This is a genomic window from Nitrospinota bacterium (genome assembly GCA_027619975.1).
In the GTDB taxonomy this organism is placed as follows: Bacteria; Nitrospinota; Nitrospinia; order Nitrospinales; family VA-1; genus JADFGI01.
Map to the genome: position 1 here is coordinate 39,185 of JAQCGX010000003.1, position 20,458 is coordinate 59,642.

At 48.0% G+C, this 20,458-nt stretch carries 22 protein-coding genes; 15 read left to right on the plus strand and 7 right to left on the minus strand.

The features are described 5' to 3' along the window. Nucleotides 1-32: 32 nt before the first annotated feature. From O3C58_01595 to O3C58_01625, 7 genes are all read right to left on the minus strand, one after another. Nucleotides 33-1,040, minus strand: coding sequence for a VWA domain-containing protein (locus tag O3C58_01595; GenBank protein ID MDA0690557.1), 1,008 nt, complete (start codon nucleotides 1,038-1,040; stop codon nucleotides 33-35). A 1-nt stretch (nucleotide 1,041) separates the two neighbouring features. Next, nucleotides 1,042-2,040: a VWA domain-containing protein gene (locus tag O3C58_01600; protein ID MDA0690558.1), complete on the minus strand. Its 999-nt coding sequence runs from the start codon at nucleotides 2,038-2,040 to the stop codon at nucleotides 1,042-1,044. Next, nucleotides 2,037-3,005, minus strand: a complete 969-nt coding sequence (locus tag O3C58_01605; GenBank protein ID MDA0690559.1) for a hypothetical protein — start codon at nucleotides 3,003-3,005, stop codon at nucleotides 2,037-2,039. The genes O3C58_01600 and O3C58_01605 overlap by 4 nt, the downstream gene beginning before the upstream one ends. A 42-nt stretch (nucleotides 3,006-3,047) precedes the next feature. Continuing rightward, nucleotides 3,048-3,530 carry a hypothetical protein gene (locus O3C58_01610; GenBank protein MDA0690560.1) on the minus strand — a complete coding sequence of 161 codons (483 nt, stop codon included), beginning with the start codon at nucleotides 3,528-3,530 and terminating at the stop codon, nucleotides 3,048-3,050. Between the two features lie 2 nt (nucleotides 3,531-3,532). Beyond that, nucleotides 3,533-4,471, minus strand: coding sequence for a DUF58 domain-containing protein (locus O3C58_01615; protein ID MDA0690561.1), 939 nt, complete (start codon nucleotides 4,469-4,471; stop codon nucleotides 3,533-3,535). Nucleotides 4,472-4,576: 105 nt separating this feature from the next. After that, on the minus strand, nucleotides 4,577-5,089 hold the full coding sequence (locus O3C58_01620; protein MDA0690562.1) for a hypothetical protein: 513 nt from the start codon (nucleotides 5,087-5,089) through the stop codon (nucleotides 4,577-4,579). Between the two features lie 131 nt (nucleotides 5,090-5,220). After that, the gene (locus O3C58_01625) at nucleotides 5,221-6,213 is read right to left on the minus strand and encodes a MoxR family ATPase (protein MDA0690563.1); all 993 of its coding nucleotides are present in this window, start codon (nucleotides 6,211-6,213) and stop codon (nucleotides 5,221-5,223) included. Between the two features lie 324 nt (nucleotides 6,214-6,537). On the opposite strand from O3C58_01625, the gene O3C58_01630 reads away from it, so the two are divergent. From O3C58_01630 to O3C58_01700, 15 genes are all read left to right on the plus strand, one after another. After that, a complete protein-coding gene (locus O3C58_01630; GenBank protein ID MDA0690564.1) occupies nucleotides 6,538-7,446 on the plus strand; it encodes a hypothetical protein in 909 nt (302 codons plus the stop codon). Between the two features lie 295 nt (nucleotides 7,447-7,741). Next, nucleotides 7,742-8,578: a hypothetical protein gene (locus tag O3C58_01635; GenBank protein MDA0690565.1), complete on the plus strand. Its 837-nt coding sequence runs from the start codon at nucleotides 7,742-7,744 to the stop codon at nucleotides 8,576-8,578. Nucleotides 8,579-8,665: 87 nt separating this feature from the next. Next, nucleotides 8,666-8,875 (plus strand): hypothetical protein, encoded by a 210-nt coding sequence (locus O3C58_01640; GenBank protein ID MDA0690566.1) that lies wholly within the window; start codon nucleotides 8,666-8,668, stop codon nucleotides 8,873-8,875. Continuing rightward, complete coding sequence (locus tag O3C58_01645) at nucleotides 8,872-9,540, plus strand: HNH endonuclease (GenBank protein ID MDA0690567.1); 669 nt, start codon at nucleotides 8,872-8,874, stop codon at nucleotides 9,538-9,540. Before O3C58_01640 ends, O3C58_01645 begins: the two co-directional genes overlap by 4 nt. Nucleotides 9,541-9,680: 140 nt before the next feature. Beyond that, complete coding sequence (locus O3C58_01650) at nucleotides 9,681-10,508, plus strand: hypothetical protein (GenBank protein ID MDA0690568.1); 828 nt, start codon at nucleotides 9,681-9,683, stop codon at nucleotides 10,506-10,508. Nucleotides 10,509-10,689: 181 nt separating this feature from the next. Next, entirely contained in the window at nucleotides 10,690-12,186 is a 1,497-nt protein-coding gene (gene trpE, locus O3C58_01655; GenBank protein MDA0690569.1) for an anthranilate synthase component I, read from the plus strand. Continuing rightward, entirely contained in the window at nucleotides 12,183-12,764 is a 582-nt protein-coding gene (locus tag O3C58_01660; GenBank protein ID MDA0690570.1) for an aminodeoxychorismate/anthranilate synthase component II, read from the plus strand. The genes trpE and O3C58_01660 overlap by 4 nt, the downstream gene beginning before the upstream one ends. After that, nucleotides 12,761-13,777 (plus strand): anthranilate phosphoribosyltransferase, encoded by a 1,017-nt coding sequence (trpD, locus tag O3C58_01665; protein ID MDA0690571.1) that lies wholly within the window; start codon nucleotides 12,761-12,763, stop codon nucleotides 13,775-13,777. The genes O3C58_01660 and trpD overlap by 4 nt, the downstream gene beginning before the upstream one ends. A 29-nt stretch (nucleotides 13,778-13,806) precedes the next feature. Then, nucleotides 13,807-14,619, plus strand: coding sequence for an indole-3-glycerol phosphate synthase TrpC (gene trpC, locus O3C58_01670; GenBank protein ID MDA0690572.1), 813 nt, complete (start codon nucleotides 13,807-13,809; stop codon nucleotides 14,617-14,619). Nucleotides 14,620-14,921: 302 nt separating this feature from the next. Further along, entirely contained in the window at nucleotides 14,922-15,551 is a 630-nt protein-coding gene (locus O3C58_01675) for a phosphoribosylanthranilate isomerase (protein MDA0690573.1), read from the plus strand. Between the two features lie 20 nt (nucleotides 15,552-15,571). Beyond that, nucleotides 15,572-16,783 carry a tryptophan synthase subunit beta gene (gene trpB / locus O3C58_01680; GenBank protein ID MDA0690574.1) on the plus strand — a complete coding sequence of 404 codons (1,212 nt, stop codon included), beginning with the start codon at nucleotides 15,572-15,574 and terminating at the stop codon, nucleotides 16,781-16,783. After that, nucleotides 16,780-17,577, plus strand: coding sequence for a tryptophan synthase subunit alpha (gene trpA, locus O3C58_01685; GenBank protein ID MDA0690575.1), 798 nt, complete (start codon nucleotides 16,780-16,782; stop codon nucleotides 17,575-17,577). Before trpB ends, trpA begins: the two co-directional genes overlap by 4 nt. Nucleotides 17,578-17,593: 16 nt before the next feature. After that, nucleotides 17,594-18,277, plus strand: coding sequence for a glycosyltransferase family 2 protein (locus O3C58_01690; protein ID MDA0690576.1), 684 nt, complete (start codon nucleotides 17,594-17,596; stop codon nucleotides 18,275-18,277). Nucleotides 18,278-18,309: 32 nt separating this feature from the next. Further along, nucleotides 18,310-19,113 carry a hypothetical protein gene (locus O3C58_01695; GenBank protein MDA0690577.1) on the plus strand — a complete coding sequence of 268 codons (804 nt, stop codon included), beginning with the start codon at nucleotides 18,310-18,312 and terminating at the stop codon, nucleotides 19,111-19,113. 23 nt (nucleotides 19,114-19,136) lie between these two features. Next, complete coding sequence (locus O3C58_01700; GenBank protein ID MDA0690578.1) at nucleotides 19,137-20,444, plus strand: glutamate-5-semialdehyde dehydrogenase; 1,308 nt, start codon at nucleotides 19,137-19,139, stop codon at nucleotides 20,442-20,444. Nucleotides 20,445-20,458 lie beyond the last annotated feature (14 nt).

A 20,458-nucleotide genomic window follows, 5' to 3' on the forward strand; every position in this document is an offset into this window, starting at 1 on the left:
TACCAAAAACAGAGAGTCGCGTGGATTAATTATTATTTAGAAAGCGTTTGTCGATAGGGCCTCTCACGGAGGGTAAATTCAAGCAAAAGACAGGCAATGGCTAGAATAACAAACCATTGGAAACGCTCTGTCCAAAGCTTGCGGCGTTGGGTTTGCAGTTCCTTTTTGTCAATTTTTGGTTTGATGTTCTCCAGATATATTTTGTCGAGGTCGAGATCTCCGGTCACGGACCGCACATAAGTGCCGCCAGTTTCCAGTGCGATCTGTTGCAGGGTGGGTTCATCCAGTCGGGTCAGTACGATTTCACCTTTCGCATCCTTTTTGAAACCACCCCCAGCATCAGGGATGGGAGCGCCTGTGTCCTTGCCAATTCCAATGGTAAAAATTTTAACACCTTGCTCTGCGGCCCACTTTGCGGCTTCCAAAGGATCGTCACCGTGGCTCTCGCCATCAGTAATAAGGATGATGGCTTTGGATTTTTTATCCTGCGACCTGAAAGCCGCTACACTTTTGCGGATCGCCCCGGCCAGAGCCGTTCCCTGGTTGGAAAGCAGGTCGGTGTCGGTGGCGTCCAGAAATAATTTAGCGGCGGAATAGTCAAGCGTGAGCGGGCACTGCACAAAAGCCGTTCCTGCAAAGGCCACCAGCCCGACCCGATCGCCCTCCAGCATGTCCAGCAAGTCAGAAATTTTTCGCTTGGCGCGGCTGAGCCGATTGGGTTTAATGTCTTCGGCCAGCATACTTTTAGACACATCGAGAGCGACGATGATATCCACCCCTTCCTGCTTCATATCTTTCCATTCGTACCCCCACCGGGGTTGAGTGAGCGCCACGATCATGAAGAACAGTGCTAGAACAATGAAAACTACTTTCATATTCTGCCGACGGTGAATTTGTTCGCCGACAAATTTTGGAGCGAGGGCCGGACTGCAAAACTCTATGGTCAGGGCGCGTTTTTTTCGCAGTGCCCACAGCAAAAAAAAGATCAATGCGGGCAACAGCCAGAGCAGGTTGAAATAAACCGGTTCTCCAAATCGCATGTCAGGGAATCCTCCGTAACCGGGTATGGGTCAAAATCACTTCCAGAAGCACGAGGAAAAACCCGGGAATGAGAAAATAATGAAAAAGTTCATTGTATTCGGAGCGATCCAGAACTTTGACTTCCGATTTTTCAAGCCGGTCAATTTGCTGGTAAATGGTTTTCAGAGATTCCAGGTCCGTGGCCCGGAAGTATTGGGCTTCGGTTTTTTCGGCAATTTCTTGCAGGGTTTTTTCATCAATCTCGACATCCTGATAGATGTATTGTTTGCCAAATACGGAATCCACAAGGAAAGGCGCTTTGCCCCGCGTTCCCACGCCGATGGTGTAAATTTTTATGCCGTAGGTTTTTCCGATTTCCGCCGCCTGCAAAGGAGACAAACTCCCGGCATTGTTGCGGCCATCGGTTAATAGAATGATCACTTTGGATTTGGATTTCAGGTCTTTCAGACGTTTGACCGCAATGCCGATGGCGGAACCAATGGCGGTGGAGTCGCCCGCAACGCCGATTTCCAAATTTTTCAAAAATGAAAGTAAAATGTCCTGATCGAGCGTCAGGGGGCATTGAGTGAACGCTTCGTCGCCAAAAACAACCATCCCCATGCGGTCGTTTTCCCGGTTTTTTATGAATCCGGAAACGACATCCTTGACCACTTCCAAGCGGTTGATGCGATTATTATCTTTCATGAAATCGAGTGCCTGCATACTGCCGGAGGTGTCGATCGCCAGAACGATGTCCACTCCCGCCGACAGAATTTCGTTTCTTTTTTGCCCCTCTTGAGGTTGCGCCAGAGCCAGGACCAACAAAGCGAACGCCATGGCCCTCAGAATTCTTGGCAAGGCCAAAAGCAATCGCATCTGAGGGGATTGAACCGTTTTCAATTGGCCTATGGAAGAGTAGGGGAGAACCGCCTCCCGGTTTTTGCGGGTCCATCCCACAAATAAGGGAAGCAGGCAAAGCAATAGTAAAAACCAGGGATCGGCAAAGCGAAAAAATGTCATGAATTAACCGAAGTATTTTTGAGGGCGGGATCGATTTCTTCTATTTTGGAAGTTGCTTGTATAAAAATAATAATTTCTTCCATCATATTTTCTGCTGGAATGACTGGGGCTTTAGCGAATTTAACCAAATCTGTGCTTTCGAGTATTTTGCGAATTTTGTCCTTAAATATCACTTCTATTGCAGGGGTAATTATTAAATGGTCTTTAATCTCTTCGGTGGTCCAGTCCAGCGCCTGGAATTCATATCGAGCCCCAAGGTAGCGTCTGAATATCTCCGACAACTCGAAATAGTATTCCCGGACGAGTCCCCTTTCGAGGAGTTCCTTATTTCTTAAGAATTCCAGTTTCCGTAAAGCAAGTTCCTGGGGCGAAAGGTTTTCAACGACGTTTGATAACGTTCCCTGGGTACGTATGTGTCTTCGGCGTAAGTATAAAATGACCATAGCAATGGCAATGAGGACTGCCAGCACTCCCAATATCCAGGGAAGCCAGCTCTTTTCGATGGCTTCAAGAGATTTAATATCCCGGATGTCGGTGGGTTCGCCCTGGAGATGGAGAATCGATTCAATTTCCAGTTCAGCTTTTGGAGTTGCAATCTGTCCAGGTATTTTTTCACTTTCATCTCTTGTGGCTTCAAAGGGCAGGGTAATGGATGGAAATTCGTAGAACCCCACCTGATCCGCGCGCACACGAAACCAGAACTCCTGCTCTTTCTGTGTTCCCACAGGCGGGAGTTTTTTTATTCCCTGATCGATGGGTTCCAATCCTGCGGGAGGTATAAACTTTGGCGGCAAGGGTTGAATATTGGGATCATGCCGGACCCTGATCGAATAAGTGATGATGTCGCCAATAGTGGCTTTGGCTGGTGCGACGTGAACCTCTACAGAAACCGGGGATTTATTCTCCTCCTCTTGTGTAAATCCTGAAACGGGGATCAACAGCAAGACTAAAAGCCAAAGACCCATAAGGCATCGGTATTGATTTTTAAAAAGCACGAAAACCATACCTCAAGGCCGCTCAGGTTTTACAACTTTGAGACAAGCGGCGATCTGCGCTTCCAGTGCCTGCATGTTTTCGGCAGGGGGGGCGGCCACCTGTGCCCGGTACAACCAGACCAGACCTTGGCGGCAATCGCCAAGCTCTACATAGAGTTCGGCCACCGTCTCGGAAACTTGGGCGCGAGTTTTGGAATCCACGCTGGAGTGATGCAAATATTGCGAATACTGCTCGATGGCCTGCTTTTTGAGGCCGGCCTTTTTTAGTTTGTCCCCCACAATTTGCAACTCGTGAGCCCAGGAATTTTCTACCACTGGTGAAGCCACTTTCACTGGCGATGAAGTTTTGAGTGCCGATGAAGTTTTCGCTGAGGAGGAAATTTTACTGACCAGTTTGAAAAAAAACACACTGAAGGCGACCACCGTTGCGACGGTCAGGAGTATCACAGAAACTTTGATTTTCAGACTGACACCGGTAGTAGGAATTTTAGTCATGGTCAGTGCCGTTTTTCTCTCATTTTGAAATATTTAATGATGGGCTCGGTCAGCGAGCGGTCGGTGCGGATTTCAATCATGTCGATGCCGATGGAGTTTAAGAACCGTTTCACTTTTAAGAATTCTTTTTTAGCAAGTTGCGTAAACTTTTGCACCATTTCCTTGTCGGAGGTGTCCACAAGGAGGGTTTCGCCGCTTTCCGCATCCTCCAGATGGACCAGCCCTACATTGGGAAGATCTCGTTCATGCGGATCGCTGATCCACAAAGCAATGATGTCGTGCTTCTGCTTGGCCAGCTTCAGGGCATTTTCGTAGCCTGTATCCTGAAAATCCGAAATTAGAAAGGTTACGGTTTTTCGTTTTTGAATGTTTACCAGGTATTCCAAAGGAATATGTAGTTTGGTGCCTTTTCCTTCGGGATTGAAATCCAGAATCGTGCGGATGATATTCCAGACATGGGCCTTGCCCTTTTTGGGCGGAACATAATGTTCAATTTTATCCGAGAAAACAATCAGACCGATCTTATCGTTATTCTTAATGGCCGCAAAAGCCAGAATGGAAGCAATTTCGGCGGCGATTTCACTTTTAAGCTTTCCCGCTGAGCCAAACCCGCCTGAAGAACTGACATCGACGAGCAACATCAAGGTCAATTCCCGTTCTTCCTTGAACTCTTTGATGAAAGGCAGGCCCATACGCGCCGTGACGTTCCATTCAATCAGGCGAATATCGTCCCCCGGTTGATATTCCCGAACCTCACTGAACTCCATGCCCCGGCCCTTGAAGGCTGACACATACTCGCCGGTCATGATGTCATTGACCAGATAATTGGTCTTTATCTGAATGGCGCGAATTTTGTGAAGCAATTCCGGAGAAATCCCTGCCTCGGTTTCGGCAACGGGGGGGACATGGAACCAATCCAGAAAATTTGTGACGAAATTCAAAATGATGACCTGTAATAGTTTGAAAGTGGCCTGACAGACAGTGCCAGATGTTCTAGAGTTTCAAAAGACGGCTATCGTCCATAAGCAGGCATCAAATCGTTCCTACTAATTATAAGGTGGCGGAAGATGATGACCGTAGCCCCACAAAATTGTACCGGCTACCGCAGTAATTATTATTCCACTCAAGATAATCTTTTCCACCCGCCAAACGGTATTTCTATAAAACCACTTAGCATACTCGTCTGACGACCTTTTTATTTCATAGTCCTTGGCGAGGGATAATAAAGCCCCCATCCTTCCGCCCCAAGCAGGCCCATAAACATCACCGCCCTTCAGTTGTGCTCTCTCATATTGGTCTGGAATAATCTGAATATAACCCTGAGGCCCTATGCCTGGCCTTCTTCTCCAATGTAGCCCTTCGAACATTATTTCAGAAATCAATGCACCGCATACAAGCACAGCCCCCGAAGATGGAACCTCGAATTTTAGCATCGCTGAAACTGCAACAAAAATCCATACCAGCGCGAGGATAAACCATAGGTGTGGAGCAACTTTGATAACAGCCCACACGCAGTTGTATTGAGGCATGACGAATTGGAATTTTTTGAGTGTAGTCATTGCTTGATTGAAAGGTACGCTGTTCGTTACTACTTGTCCGTCAGTCTGTTGATCGATAACAGGCAATCATCACATGGTGCTAAGTTTTATCCACTTCGATTCAACTCCACCCATTCAATAACCGACACTTACTAAGGAACTTCCACCGTATCGAGAATTTTTTTCAAAATGTCATCGGTGGTCAGGTTCTCAGCCTCGGCTTCATAAGTGAGGACGATGCGATGCCTGAGAACATCCCGTCCGATGGTTTTTATATCGTGCGGGACCACATAACCCCGTCCTTGCAGGAAGGCATGCGCTTTGGCCACCCGGTTCAGAAAAATGGAAGCCCTGGGGGAGGCTCCGTACTGGATGGTTTTCGTCAATGCCCCCAGATTGTATTCTTCCGGGTTCCGTGTGCAGGAAACGAGGTTGATGATGTAATCCTGAAGGTTGTCGTCAATATAAATGGAATCGAGCACCTCTTTAGCTTTAATCAGGTCGTCGGGATGCAGTACGGGATTGACCTTGCAGTGATTATTGGCGCTGGACATCCTCTGCATGATGAGTTTTTCTTCTTCCTTTGAAGGATATTCAATTTTCAGTTTGAACATGAACCGGTCCACCTGCGCTTCGGGAAGCGGATAGGTTCCCTCCTGTTCGATAGGATTTTGCGTGGCGATGACCATAAAGGGTTCTTCCAGAGTAAACGTTTCACCGCCAATGGTGATTTGTCGCTCCTGCATGGCCTCCAGAAGAGCGCTTTGCACCTTGGCGGGAGCCCGGTTGATTTCGTCCGCCAAAATGATATTAGCGAAAAGAGGGCCCTTTTTAATAGTGAACTCTCCTGTTTTGGGCTGGTATACTTGAGTTCCCAAAAGATCCGCCGGCAACAGGTCAGGCGTGAACTGGATGCGTTTGAAATCGGCCCGCACCGTCCGGGCAAGGGTTTTGACGGCGGTGGTCTTGGCCAGACCGGGTACGCCCTCTATGAGGATGTGTTCACCCGTCAACAGGCCCAGAATCAGCCGTTCGGTCAAATACTTCTGGCCGACCAGAACCTTTTCCAGTTCTGTTAGGAGTGGGGGTATAAAAGCACCCGCTTCTTTGACATTTTGTGTTATTTCGTCGATCTTATGAGGCATGAGATAGTGTTTGAGTTTTTGGGTTCAGTTTTGGAGAAGGGATAATTTTGCCCCTGGAGGGGATAAAAGTTAAATAGCACATAAATTTATAAAAAAATAATTATAAAATTCATCAAAAAAATGTTTAAATTATTTTAACCTATTGTTTTAAAATTTCAATCCACACATTGAACGGGCCTTTGCAGAAACAGATTTTCCTGGAAGCTTGGGTCTGCTGGCTAATTTGGGCTTTACAATATTGAAGACTTACTTAAAATAAACCACTTGTACGGGTAACATATTATTCTTACTTAAGACTAATTTAAATCCGAAGGATAGGCACGCATGGTTGCAAAAACCGAAAAAGATATCGAAGGTTTGATCGAGCAAAGTCTGAATGTGGAAACCAGCGAACTGGACCTTCGTGAAAAAGAAATAGATGACGAAGATCTTATCGCCATCGTCAAGTCCGACAAACTCAAAGGCGTAACCGCCGCATTTTTGGAGTTCAACGATATTGGCGATGAAGGTTTGATGGCTCTTCTGGAATCGGATCATTTAAAGCATCTCACCGCGCTCAACCTGTTTAAGAATAAAGTGACCGATGTGGGTGTGAAAGCCTTGGCGGCCTCGAAAAAGGTCCTCAATCTTTCCGAACTCATTTTGAGTGACAATGAAGTGGGTCCTGAAGGAGCGCGAGCCATTGCCGAATCCAAACCCCTGAGCAGTCTGGTTTCATTGTGGCTGGGCGACCGGCTTGGAGATGAAGGGGTGGAGGCGCTGGCGACATCCAAGACGCTCACCAAGCTCAACCTGCTGTCCTTATACCGAAACAATATTGGCAATGAAGGTATCTTAGCCATCGCCAATTCTAAAAATCTGGCCTCGCTGACGGAACTCAACCTGAACTGGAATTACGTAGAAGGTGCGGGGGTCGAGGCACTGTCGCGATCGGAAACGATAACAAATCTGACGCAATTGACCCTGACCTACAATGCGATAGGCTCTCAGGGCGGAATCGCCATCGCCAATTCGCCGGTCTTTAAAAACATAACGCTTCTCGATCTGTATGAAGCGGAAATAGGCGACGCGGGGGCACGGGCCATTGCCGAGTCCAAAACCCTGGGCAACCTGGAAACGCTGATTTTGATTCGTAACGATATCAGTCCGGGAGTTCAGGAAATGATCCGCACTTCAAAAAACCTGAAGAAGCTCACCAAGGTGATGTTTAAACCGGAAGGCGAACAAGCCTGACTCCAGTAACAAATCCATAAGGGTTTGCTAACTATTAAAAAGGGTTCCTCGTGCCGGAGTGCCGGGGAACCCTTTTTTTATTTCAGGAAGAGAAATCCCCCTAACCCCCTTTATTAAATGGGGGAATTTGCTCCCCCTTCTGTGAAGGGGGCTGGGGGGATTTAGGTTCACCGCATAGACGCAAAGAGGTGTTAGAAGATTTTCCTTTCCTCCCCCTTCGACAAGCTCAGGATGACAGGGGAGAGAATTAAGGTGAGAGGGATTTTCTTTATATAAAGTGAAAAGGTGAAATACCATGTTTACAGGCGAAAAGCCGGATCTGCTCGATCTTTGGGTTTTTAACGAAAGTAAAATATATGTTGTGGGGAAGGATGGCATTCCCCAGTATTATGACGGCGATGAATGGTTCCCCGTGCGTACGGAAAATACCAACCCGCTGATGGGAATCTGGGCCGCAAATGAAAACTGTATTTATGCCGTTGGCATCGGCGGTGTGGTTTTAAAGTATGACGGCAAAATATGGGAGCAGATCGATACCGGCAGTTACGACTCCCTGAACTCTGCTTTTGGTTTTGATGAAGACCATGTTTTCCTCTTTGGCGTCGGTGGCCGTATGTTGTACTGGGAAGATGGAAAATGGGGGTACCGGGAGCCGAATACCATTCACGATATTTTCGGCATGTGGGGAGAAGACATCAACCACATCCATGCCGTTGGCGGCGAAGGCATTTACCGCTATTACGACGGCAAACAATTTCATCGCAAGGAGGAGTTGACGGAAGAGACCATTTCGCTTTTCGGGATTTGGGGTGCCCGCAACGATAGCGTTTATGTCGCAGGTTCCCACGGAACCATCCTTCATTTCAATGGAGAGGAATGGACGACTATGAAGTCCGGCACCGAGGAATACCTGCTGAGTATCTGGGGAACATCCGACGACGATATTTTTGCGGTTGGAGACAACGCGGTCATTCTCCATTACGATGGCAAGAGCTGGGAGCCAATGCAATCCCCGAAAGAAGATTACTGGACCAAGGTGAAAGGCCTGCGGCCGGATTGCGTGTATGCAGTGGGGGACAACGGAGCCGTCATCCATTACGATGGAACGAAGTGGAACGATATGTCGATTTAACTCCTGCGCGGAGAAACTATAAATCGAAAATTGTCATGGAATTTACCCTGAACCTATCCGAAACGTCATCGCGAGCCGCAAAGCGGCGTGGCGATCCAGAGTCTTTCATGGTTTCCTGGATTGCTTCGCTACGCTCGCAATGACGGGTTGGGCAAAGGTCTTCTTCCCGGAGGGCGGATTGTTAACGGTGGACAAAGTTTTTTGGTAATGGTTCAACCTTTATCTGACAGACAGAGTCAGTTATTGAATGGCCGGAATCGACCCAAAGCGGACATTCTGATAGATAAGGAAAAATGAAATTTCAACTTGAATCACATCATCGAAATATCGCAAATCAAGAATTGATCGATGATTTAATTCGAGTAGCGAAAGAGCTTGGTAAGGATAAAGTCACAATAGATCAATACAACGAAAAAGGTCGTTTTCATAATACAACTTTTAGTCGTAGGTTTGGCTCATGGTTCAAGGCGCTCGAAAAAGCTGGGTTACAAAAAGCAAGAACTCTAAATATTTCGAATGAAGAGCTATTTGAAAATCTTGTCGACACATGGACAAAGTTGGGCCGCCAACCAAAGTACAATGATTTGACAAAAGATGTTTCAAAATACTGTTCTGGCACCTATGAATACCGATTTGGCGGTTGGCGTAAAGCATTAGAAGCATTCGTAGTCTGGGTTGATGAAGGAGAAGTACCTGGCCAACCCAAAGAAAAGCAGCACCGAAAAACAAAAAGAACACCTAGAAACATAAATTGGCGTTTGAGGGCAAAGGTTCTAATGCAAGACCGTGCTCGCTGTAAGTTATGTGGGGTAACTCCACATGATGGAGCTAGATTACATGTAGACCATATCGTTCCATGGGCTAATGGTGGTGAAACCATACTTGAAAACCTACAAATTCTTTGTGAAAAGTGTAATATAGGCAAAAGTAATATGGAAATTAAAAACGGCGGCAACAAGTAGAACCGAACTTCCGCTTCTGGCCGATAGCAGTCATTCAGGACTCTAGAACGTTTAGTCCAGTCGGTCAAATGGGATGTCGATTAATACACTTAACCTGGTTCCTGCGTTTATCACGCAGGGCATGAAAACTAGGATCACTTATGTCAAGTCTTACCGAAAATCACTTGCTATCCGTAACCGGGTTTGGTGAAAACGATATTTTTGTCGGTGGTGCGGAAGGCACCATGCTCCATTTTGACGGCAGTCAATGGGAGAAAATGAACCTGGCGGGCCGTTACGCCGTCAAAAATATGTGGGGCAGTTCTCCGGATAATTTGTATGCCGTGGCCACCGATGGCGTTATTCTTCATTACGACGGAAACTCCTGGTCCAGGGAAGATACTGAAAAACTGCCGCCCATGACGGGCATTTTCGGCTTGGCAAAAGACGAAATTTACGCCTGTTCGCGGTTAGGGAAAATCCTGCGTTACGATGGAGAGACCTGGAAATACACCAAAACCGGAACGGACACCGATGTCACTCGCCTGTGGGGAAGCAAGGAAACCGGGATGTACGCGGTCGGCTTTGACGGTCTCATTCTCAGGCAGGAAGGCGACCACTGGGTTCGCTTGACCGTGAACTCCAACGCAGAGTTTTATGGTTTTTATGGCTTTGGTCCCGAAGATATGTATATTGTCGGTTCCGAGGGTGCCATCTTTCAGTTTGATGGTAAGGAGATCACGGAAATGCCGTCCCGGACGATGGAGTTTTTTCTCGATGTCTGGGGGCCGTCCAGCGATATGGTGTTTGCCATTGGCGATGAAGGCATGATTCTGTTCCGGGAAGGCGACCAATGGACCCGCATTGAATCCAATACCAAGGAATACTTGACCGCCATTTGGGGCACTTCGGAAGAGAATATCTACGTCGTCGGTGATAATGGCCTGATTTTGCACTGGAATGGTGAAGACTGGAAGCCGGTTGATTGATTTTCTCCGGCGGTCTCTTGACACTTTCTAGGGGTAAATGATAGTGTCTAGTTTCTAAGTTATTGATAAGTTTAGTATCTTTATGTATTTAGCCAATTGAGGCAGAATTTTAGTCAATCGGTGATTTGTTTATTTGGCCAATTTAGACACCAATTTTTAAGCTAGTTTCTTAATAAACGTTATGTATAAACCCTCCCTGGAAGAATTCAAACGGTACGCAGAGCAGGGCAACCTGATTCCCGTTTATAAGGAAATTGTTGCTGACCTCGATACGCCGGTATCCGCTTTTATGAAAATCAGGGGAGGGGATTATTCCTTTCTTCTGGAAAGTGTGGAAGGTGGCGAAAAATGGGCGCGATATTGTTTCCTGGGTTGCGACCCGTCCTTAATCGTCCGCACCAAGGGAAATACCTTCAGTATCCAGGATAATGGCAGGGAGGAGACCGGGCAGGTCGAGGGGGATAACCCACTGGCCGTCATCAAGAAGATTTTAGCCAAATACAAGCCGGTTTCGGTGGAAGGGTTGCCCCGGTTCACTGGAGGTGCGGTGGGGTTCATCGGCTATGACATGGTCCGCTATTTCGAGAATCTTCCCGACCAGACGACCGATGATCTCGATGTTCCTGATTCCCTGTTTGTGGTCACGGACACCTTACTGATTTTTGACAATGTTGCCCACACCATCAAAATCGTTTCCAATGCGTTTAATGAGGGTGGCGATCTGGATAAGCTGTATTTGCAGACGATTAAAAAAATTGAAGCGCTGGAGAAAAAACTGCGTGCCAATATTCCTGCAACTTCTCAAGGAAATAGGGCTAAACAAGCCATTGAAGAGGGAGGTAAGTTTGAATCTAATTTTGAGGAAGAGGCTTTCAAGAAAGCCGTTTTAAAGGTAAAGGAGTATATTCTCGAAGGGGATGCCATTCAGGTTGTTTTATCCCAGCGGCTGAAGTATCCGATCAGCCAGGACCCATTCAATATATATCGTGCCCTCAGGACCATCAATCCATCGCCTTATATGTATTTTCTAAAGTTTGGAGATCTGGAGGTGATCGGGTCCTCCCCGGAAGTTTTGGTGCGGTTGGAGGAGGGCAAGGTCGAGGTCCGTCCCATCGCCGGAACCCGCAAGCGGGGGCAAAATGAAGAAGAGGATTGTGCGTTGGAAAAGGATCTTCTTCAGGATGAAAAGGAACTTGCGGAGCACATTATGTTGGTGGACCTGGGACGCAACGATCTGGGACGGGTGGCGCAAACCGGCACTGTGGAGGTGAATGAGAAATTCATTGTCGAGCGCTATTCCCATGTGATGCACATTGTTTCCAATGTCCGGGGAATATTGAAAAAAGGTTTGGATTGTTTTGATGTATTGAAAGCCGCATTCCCGGCTGGCACGCTCTCCGGTGCGCCAAAGATACGGGCGATGGAAATCATTGATGAACTGGAACCGACTCGCCGAGGGCTATACGGCGGAACCGTGGGGTACATCAGTTTTAACGGCAACATGGATACCGCCATTGCCATCCGCACTCTCCTGGTGAAAGATAATATTGCATATCTGGGGGTGGGCGCGGGGATCGTTGCTGATTCCGTTCCGGAAAATGAATTTAAGGAAACTATGAACAAGGGAAAAGCTCTCTTGAAAGCCATTGAGATTACCGAAGAGGGATTGTTTCTATGATCCTGATGATCGACAACTACGACTCGTTTACCTATAACCTCGTGCAATACCTGGGAGAACTGGGGGCGGATATCAGGGTGCATCGCAACGATGAAATCACCCTGGAGCAGATCGAAGCTCTGCAACCGGAAAGAATTGTTGTATCCCCAGGGCCGTGTACTCCCGAGCAGGCGGGGGTGTCTGTTGATGTAATCCGTCGCTTTGCGGGTAAGATTCCCATTCTAGGTGTGTGCCTAGGGCATCAGTCCGTGGGCGTGGCCTTTGGAGGGGAAGTGATAAAAGCCGGTCGGTTGATGCATGGAAAAACGTCGATGATTCAGCATGACGGTAAAAATCTTTTTGAAAACCTCGCTAATCCTTTCCAGGCCACCCGTTACCACTCACTGGTTTTGAATCGAAAAAATCTTCCGGACTGCTTTGAGATTACCGCCGAAAGCGAAGATAAAGAAATTATGGGAATCCGGCACAAGGAATTGTTTGTGGAGGGAATTCAGTTTCACCCGGAATCTATTTTGACCACCTGCGGCAAGGAATTGCTGGGAAACTTCCTTCGCATGCAGTTCACCAGCCGCGCATGAAAATTCGGGAAGCCTTGCATCGGGTGGTAGATGGTGAAGATCTGACTGAAGAAAAAATGATCTCCGTGATGGAGCAGATCATGAATGGGGATGCCGGCGATTTGCAATTAGGCGCGTTCATAACCGCTCTCAGAATGAAGGGCGAAAGTTTGAACGAAATTACCGGCGCGGCCCGCGTCATGCGCAAGAAAGCCGAATCGCTGAACGTTGCATCCACGAACATTGTTGATACCTGCGGGACGGGAGGCGATGGTGGCAATACATTCAATATTTCCACTGCTGCGGCCTTGGTCGTCGCCGGGGCGGGAATCACCGTGGCCAAGCACGGCAATCGGGCGGTCTCCAGCCGGTCCGGCAGTGCGGATGTTTTAAAATCCCTGGGAGTCAATATCGAAGCGGATAAAACGGTGGTCGAAAAATGCCTGGAACAAGTGGGCATTGGCTTTCTGTTCGCCCCGCTCATGCATGGGGCCATGAAGCATGCCGCCGGAATCAGGAAGGAACTGGGGTTCAGAACGATCTTCAACTTGTTAGGACCACTGACCAACCCCGCTCATGCCCATGCTCAAGTGGTTGGGGTGTTCAGCCCCAAATGGGTTGTTCCCATCGCTCAGGTATTGAAGAACCTGGGATGCCGACATGCCTTGGTGGTGCACGGTGACGATGGACTCGATGAAATCACCTTGATGGATAGAACCAGTGTTTGCGAGCTGTCGAATGGCAGTATTCGAGAATACACCATCAGCCCGGAGGATTTCGGTCTGGATCGTTGTTCCCCGGATAAAGTTCAAGGGGGATCGCCCGAAGAAAATGCGGCCATCATCAGGACTGTGCTGGATGGAACTGTTGGTCCCAAAATGGACATCGTTCTATTAAATGCTGCCGCGGCCATTTACGCCGGGGGGAAAGCGGATTCCTTAAAAGAGGGTCTGGAAATTGCTCGGAAGTCCATTTTGTCTGGCGCCGCCCGTCAAAAACTTGATGACCTCATAAGAGTCAGCAACTCCAATTGATCGGGAAACAAAGAAAGCGCATTTAAAATATGACCACCGTGCTCGATAAAATTTTTGCCCATAAAAAAGAGGAACTCGATAGTACCAAGCGCAAGTTTCCTCTCTCGGAAATCAGGGGTAAGATAGGAGAACAACAGGCTCTCAAAGATGTTGGGCAGGCTTTGGGAGGGGGGGCATCGACAAGAATCATTGCCGAGATAAAAAAAAAGACGCCGTTCAAGGGGGAGTTGCGACCCAATTGTGACGGGTTGGAAATAGCCCGGACCTACGCTGAAAACGGGGCCGCCGCGATTTCTGTTCTCACCGAATCCAACTACTTCGGCGGCAGTATTGAATTTTTGAAACAAGTCCGGGCGGAGGTTGATATCCCATTACTGCGCAAGGATTTCATATTTGACGAGTATCAGATTTACGAGGCTCGAGCTTTTGGAGCCGATTTTTTTCTCCTGATTGCTACCTGGCTGGATAAAAATCATCTTCAGGATTTATTGCAATTGGGAAAAGAATTGGGAATGCCCACTTTGGTAGAGACTCATTGTGAGAAGGATATGGAAAAAGCCTTTGCCGCTGGAAGTCATCTGCTGGGAATCAACAACAGGGATCTGAAAACCGGAAAAACCGATCTGGGGATCTCGCATCGTTTGCTAAAAATGGCAACGGCGGTGCCGGAGACTGTTCTGGTATGCGAAAGTGGTATTCACACGTCCCAGGAAATTCAGGCATTGCAAAAACTGGGGGCGCACGCCTTTTTGATCGGGGAAAGTTTGATAAAGGCGGATAATATTGCGGAAAAATTATCCGAACTGGTGGGAGAGAAACAGCAAGAGAAGGGGGAAGAATGATGGGGTGAAATGCTGGAGTGATGTTCCCTTAATTTGTTTGCGAGAGTATCAGTGATAAATTAGGAACTGAAAAGGCCTTTGGCTTCCAGAGCGAGGGCGGTTTCCTTGATGATTTCTCGGGCCATTTCTTCATTAGTGTTCATGAAAAACCCCCTCCCTCCTGAGCCGCAACTCGCATCTTGGAAATTTTGAGCCCGATTTCTAACCAGTCAATGAGGAGCCCTTTGGTCCTGACGGTGACCTGGTAGTGTTTCCATTTTACTGAATGTCATGCGTCATAGGACACTAACAATTGTAAAAAAATGAATAGCCATTTGCCTGTTGTAAAAATAAAAATCTGCGGCATGACCTGCATCGAAGATACCCTGTTGGCTGTTGAAGGCGGAGCTGATGCTGTGGGGTTTATATTTTACAAGAAAAGTCCTCGCTATGTTTCCGAGAAACTGGTGAAAAGCATCATTTCCAAACTGCCCCCGTTTGTAGAGACGGTAGGAGTTTTTGTTGATGAATCGGAGGATCGCATCAACCGCATCGTGGATTCCTGTAAATTGGATGCGGTGCAGTTGCATGGCGATGAGTCACCGGCTTTCTGCAATAAAATAAACAGGAAAGTGATCAAAGCAGTCCGTGTCAAGGGTCTGGATTCTTTTATTGACTTACCTTCTTACAAAGTCAGTGCGTTTTTACTGGATACCTACTCTGAGGGGCAGCAGGGAGGGACGGGTCAGGTATTTGATTGGGGGCTCGTGAATGAAGGGAAAAAATACGGTCCGGTGATTCTTGCCGGGGGTTTGGACCCTGCCAATGTGACGCATGCGATTCAGAAGGCAAAACCCTATGGGGTGGACGTTTGCTCGGGAGTTGAGAAAACTCCGGGAGTCAAAAGTCCGGTAAAATTGAGAGCATTTATAAAAACCGTAAAAGGTTGGTGAATTAAATTAAGGAACGAATGATGGAACAATCAATGAAGCAAACCCTGTTACCGGATGCGCGGGGCCATTTTGGAGTTTTCGGCGGCAAGTATGTGATCGAGACGCTGATGCCTGCCTTGAAAGAACTGGAAAAGGTTTTCACGTCTGCCTGGAGCGATCCTGCTTTTCAAAAAGAATTAAAATTTTACTTGCGGCAGTATGTGGGTCGTCCCACGCCTTTGTATTACGCGGAAAATCTGACTCGGCGTTTGGGAGGGGCAAAAATTTATTTGAAGCGGGAGGATCTCACCCATACCGGCGCACACAAGATCAACAATACCATTGGCAGTGCTCTTCTCGCAGTCAGGATGGGCAAGAAACGCGTGATCGCGGAAACGGGTGCGGGACAACATGGCGTGGCAACAGCTACCGCAGCTGCGCTTTTCGGTTTGGAGTGCGATGTTTTTATGGGCGAGGAGGACATGAAACGTCAGGCGTTGAATGTTTTCCGTATGCGGTTGCTCGGCGCCAACGTGATTCCGGTATCCACTGGGACGCGCACCCTGAAAGACGCCACCAGCGAAGCCATCCGCAATTGGATCACCACCGTTGAAAGCACGCATTACATCATCGGCTCCGTTGTGGGTCCGCACCCGTATCCAATGATCGTTCGCGATTTTCAGAAAATCATCGGCGAGGAAGTCACGGGGCAGATCATGGAAGTTGAAAAGAGACTGCCGGATGTTTGCGTTGCCTGTGTGGGCGGTGGCAGTAATTCAATGGGACTGTTCTATCCCTTTATTGAGCATGAGCAGATAAAATTGATTGGGGTGGAAGCGGCAGGGCTGGGGGTCGATACCGATAAACACGGAGCCACATTGAGTCTTGGAAAACCCGGTGTTCTGCACGGAATGATGAGCTACCTTTTGTACAACGATGACGGGCAGATTCAGGAAGCACACTCCATATCGGCGGGGCTCGATTATCCTGGAGTCGGGTGCGAACACAGTCACCTGCACGAAACGGGAAGAGCGCAATACGTTTCGATTACCGATGCAGAGGCTTTGGAAGGCTTTCAAATGCTCTCCAGAGTGGAGGGAATCATCCCGGCGCTGGAATCGGCGCATGCGATCGCCCACGTCACCAAGCTGGCTCCACAAATGAAAAAAAATGAAGTTATCGTCGTGTGTCTTTCAGGCCGAGGGGATAAAGATGTGAATCAGGTCGCCGAGAGAATGGGAGTTCAATTGTGAGCCGAATCGAAAATTGTTTTAAAAAGTTGCAGGAGAAAAAACAAAAAGCCCTGGTGGCGTTCATCACAGCAGGCGACCCGGACTTGCAGACTACCGGACATATTTTCTCTCTGCTGGAAAAAAACGGAGCCGATATCATTGAACTCGGCGTTCCATTTTCCGATCCACTGGCGGATGGACCTGTCATTCAGGCATCGGCCCTTCGTGCTCTAAATAGCGGTACCAACCTGAAGAAAATTATCCATCTGGTCGTTGACATTCGCAATAATTCCCAGCTCCCCATTGTTTTGATGACCAGCTACAACCCGGTTTTCGTTTATGGACAAAAACAATTTATAGACGATGCCATTAAAGCCGGGGTGGACGGGGTGATCATTCCCGACCTTCCTACCGAAGAAGCGGAAGAGTTTCAGGCAATCGCCGATCCCAAAGGATTGGACGTGATTTTTCTTGTGGCTCCCACCAGTACGAAGGATCGGGTCGAAATGATCGCCAGGAGAAGTCGAGGGTTCATCTATTATATTTCCCTGACCGGGACGACGGGAGTGAAATCGACGGTTGCTGAGAATCTTCAGCCCAAGGTTCAGGCCATTAAAAATGTCGCTGAAATTCCGGTATTGGTCGGATTCGGTATTTCCGGACCCGAGCAGGCCAAAGAAGCGTCGGCAGTTTCTGATGGTGTGATCGTCGGGAGCGCCATTGTTCGGTTGATCGCAGAGAATAGCGACCCTGCAGAACGGGATGCTAAAATCAGCCAACTAGTTTCCAGTGTGAAGCAGGCAATTTCCTCCTAGCCTGTGGAATGGATGCATGAAACCACGCGTATCGGTCATCATTCCCGCATTCAACGAAGAGTCTTCTATCGGCTTGGTCTTAAGCGCTCTTCCCAAAGAAATCCTTCACGAAATCATCGTAGTCGATAATGGTTCCACCGATGCAACCGCTCGTGTTGCCCGTGAGTCCGGTGCGCGGGTGGTCGAAGAAAAACGCAAAGGCTACGGGTCGGCTTGTCTCAAGGGTATCGAAGAATTAAATCAACCCGATATTGTGGTTTTTCTCGATGGGGATTTTAGCGATTTCCCCGAAGAGATCACCCGGTTGGTGGAACCCATCGCCTCAGGGCAAATGGATTTTGTTCTGGGGAGCCGCATGATTCTTGCCGAAAGCCGCGCGGCTCTTCTGCCTCAAGCTCGGTATGGAAACTGGCTGGCAGTATTTTTGATGCGGTTGTTTTTTGGTGTCCGATACACTGACCTCGGGCCATTTCGGGCCATCCGCTATGAATCCCTGAAAAAAATCGGCATGCAGGACACCAATTTCGGCTGGACGGTAGAAATGCAAATCAAGGCGGTTCAACAAAAATTGAGAACCTTGGAAATCCCGGTACATTATCGGGAAAGGGTGGGGGTGTCGAAAATCACCGGAACGGTTTCTGGAACGTTTAAGGCCGGAACGAAAATAATTTATACCATTTTCAAATATCTGATAACCTAGAAATTCATATTATTCCCATTGCCGGGTCGGTCATGCGTGACTCCGTTTATACAATGAAGAAAATCGTTGCGGTATTATTCTGGTTACAGATTTTTACAGGTTTTGTCCCCCCATCCGGGGCAGTTGAAAACCTGCAGGCGGTGGTGCAAAAGCGGCTGGGCGAAGGTGGGGAAGTGTTGGATTTGAGCCGGGTGGTCATTGGTGAAAAAGGAGCCAGGGAACTTGCCAAGATGAAGGAACTGGCTTCTGTCACCACTCTCATGTTGCAAGGCAATAAGATAAAGTACCGGGGGCTGAAAGCTCTGGCAAACTCCCCGCATTTGGAAAACCTGAAACATCTCGATCTCTGGGGGAATCTGATCGGCGACCTCGGGATAAAGGCTCTGGCGGAATCTCCTTATCTAAAAAACCTTGAATCTTTAAAGTTATGGAAAAATGAAATCGGCGATGAGGCGTTTGAAATTGTCGGGCGGTCGAAAAATTTTCTGAAGATCAAAACGCTACTGCTGAATGATAACCTGATCACAACCAGCGGCGCCGTCGCTTTGGCGGCTGTAACAACTTTACCGCAGTTGGAAACGCTTAATTTGTTCCGCAATGAATTGGGAGATGACGGTGCGATTGCGATTGCCAATTCTAAAAACTTTCCCAACCTTAAGGCCTTATATATAGGGCAAAATAATATCACGGATGCAGGGGCCGGGGCCTTATTGGAAGCGGTATCCTTCCCGAAATTGAAAATACTTGACCTGATCATGAACCCTCTTTCAGAAAATATTTACATCAAGGCTTATAAAATGAGTAAGGAAAGAGATGTTCAGGTAATTCTCCGATGAATGGACTCTATTAAAGGATCAACATGACTGTTACCGAAATAACTGTAAGAGCCAAAGCCGCCGCACTCAAGCTGACCCACCTCTCCACAGTCGAGAAAAATTCAGCCCTGGAAAAAATGGCTCAGGCGTTGGAGGCCAATAGCTCAGTTATTCTGGAAGCGAACCGTAAGGACCTGGAATTTGCCAAACAGGAGAACATCCCCGGTCCGTTGTTTGCGCGCCTTGTTTTGGATGAGGCAAAAGTGAAAAGTATGGCCAGGGGCATCCGCAGTGTCTGCCAACTTCCCGACCCTGTTGGGTTGGATAAAAGCGTGATGGAAATGGATAAGGGGTTGGTATTACATCAGGTGACCTGTCCCATTGGTGTCATCGGGGCTATTTTTGAATCGCGTCCCGATGCGGTCCCGCAAATTGCCTCATTGTGCTTGAAGTCTGGAAATGCAGTGATTCTAAAAGGCGGTAGTGAAGCGCAACACACCAACAAGGTCATCGTTTCCCTTTTAGCGGATGCCATTGCCGAGGTTCCTGGAGTTCCAAAAACCGCGATCCAGATGATAGAGACCAGGGCTGAAGTTGCGGAGATGCTCAATGAGGACAAATACATCAACCTGATCGTTCCCAGAGGAAGCAATGCCTTTGTCCGCTATATTCAGGAAAATACCAAGATTCCCGTTCTCGGGCATTCGGGAGGAATCTGTCACGGCTATATAGACCAAAGTGCGGATATCGAAATGGCGGTGCGAGTGGTCCTGGATTCAAAACTTCAATATCCGGCGGCCTGCAACGCTATGGAGAATTTATTGATTCATCAGGATGTCGCCAAGAAAGTATTGCCCGTTTTGGTGGAAAAATTCCAGGAACAGAAAGTGGAACTGGTAGGCTGTGAAAAAATTTGTCAATTGGCCCCGGAGATAAAAAGAGCTGATGATAGTGAATGGGACACCGAATACAACGACCTGAAACTGGCCCTGAAAATAGTTGCCGATATTGATGAGGCGATTGAGTTTATCAATGCTCATGGTTCCGGTCATACGGATACGATTCTCACGGAAGATCCTTTAAGAGCGGAAATGTTTATGAATGACGTGGATTCCGCCAGTGTCTTGTGGAATGCTTCCACCCGTTTTGCCGATGGTTTCCGTTACGGCCTTGGGGCTGAAATTGGGATCAGCACCAACAAAACCCATGCCCGAGGTCCGGTAGGTCTGGAAGGTTTGATCATTTATAAATACAAACTCTTCGGCAAAGGTCAGACGGTTGGGGACTATTCTGGAGAAGGAGCCAGAGAATTCACTCACCGGCCGTTAGCTCAGGGTAAAGGCCACTCCTAACCTCATTAACCCGG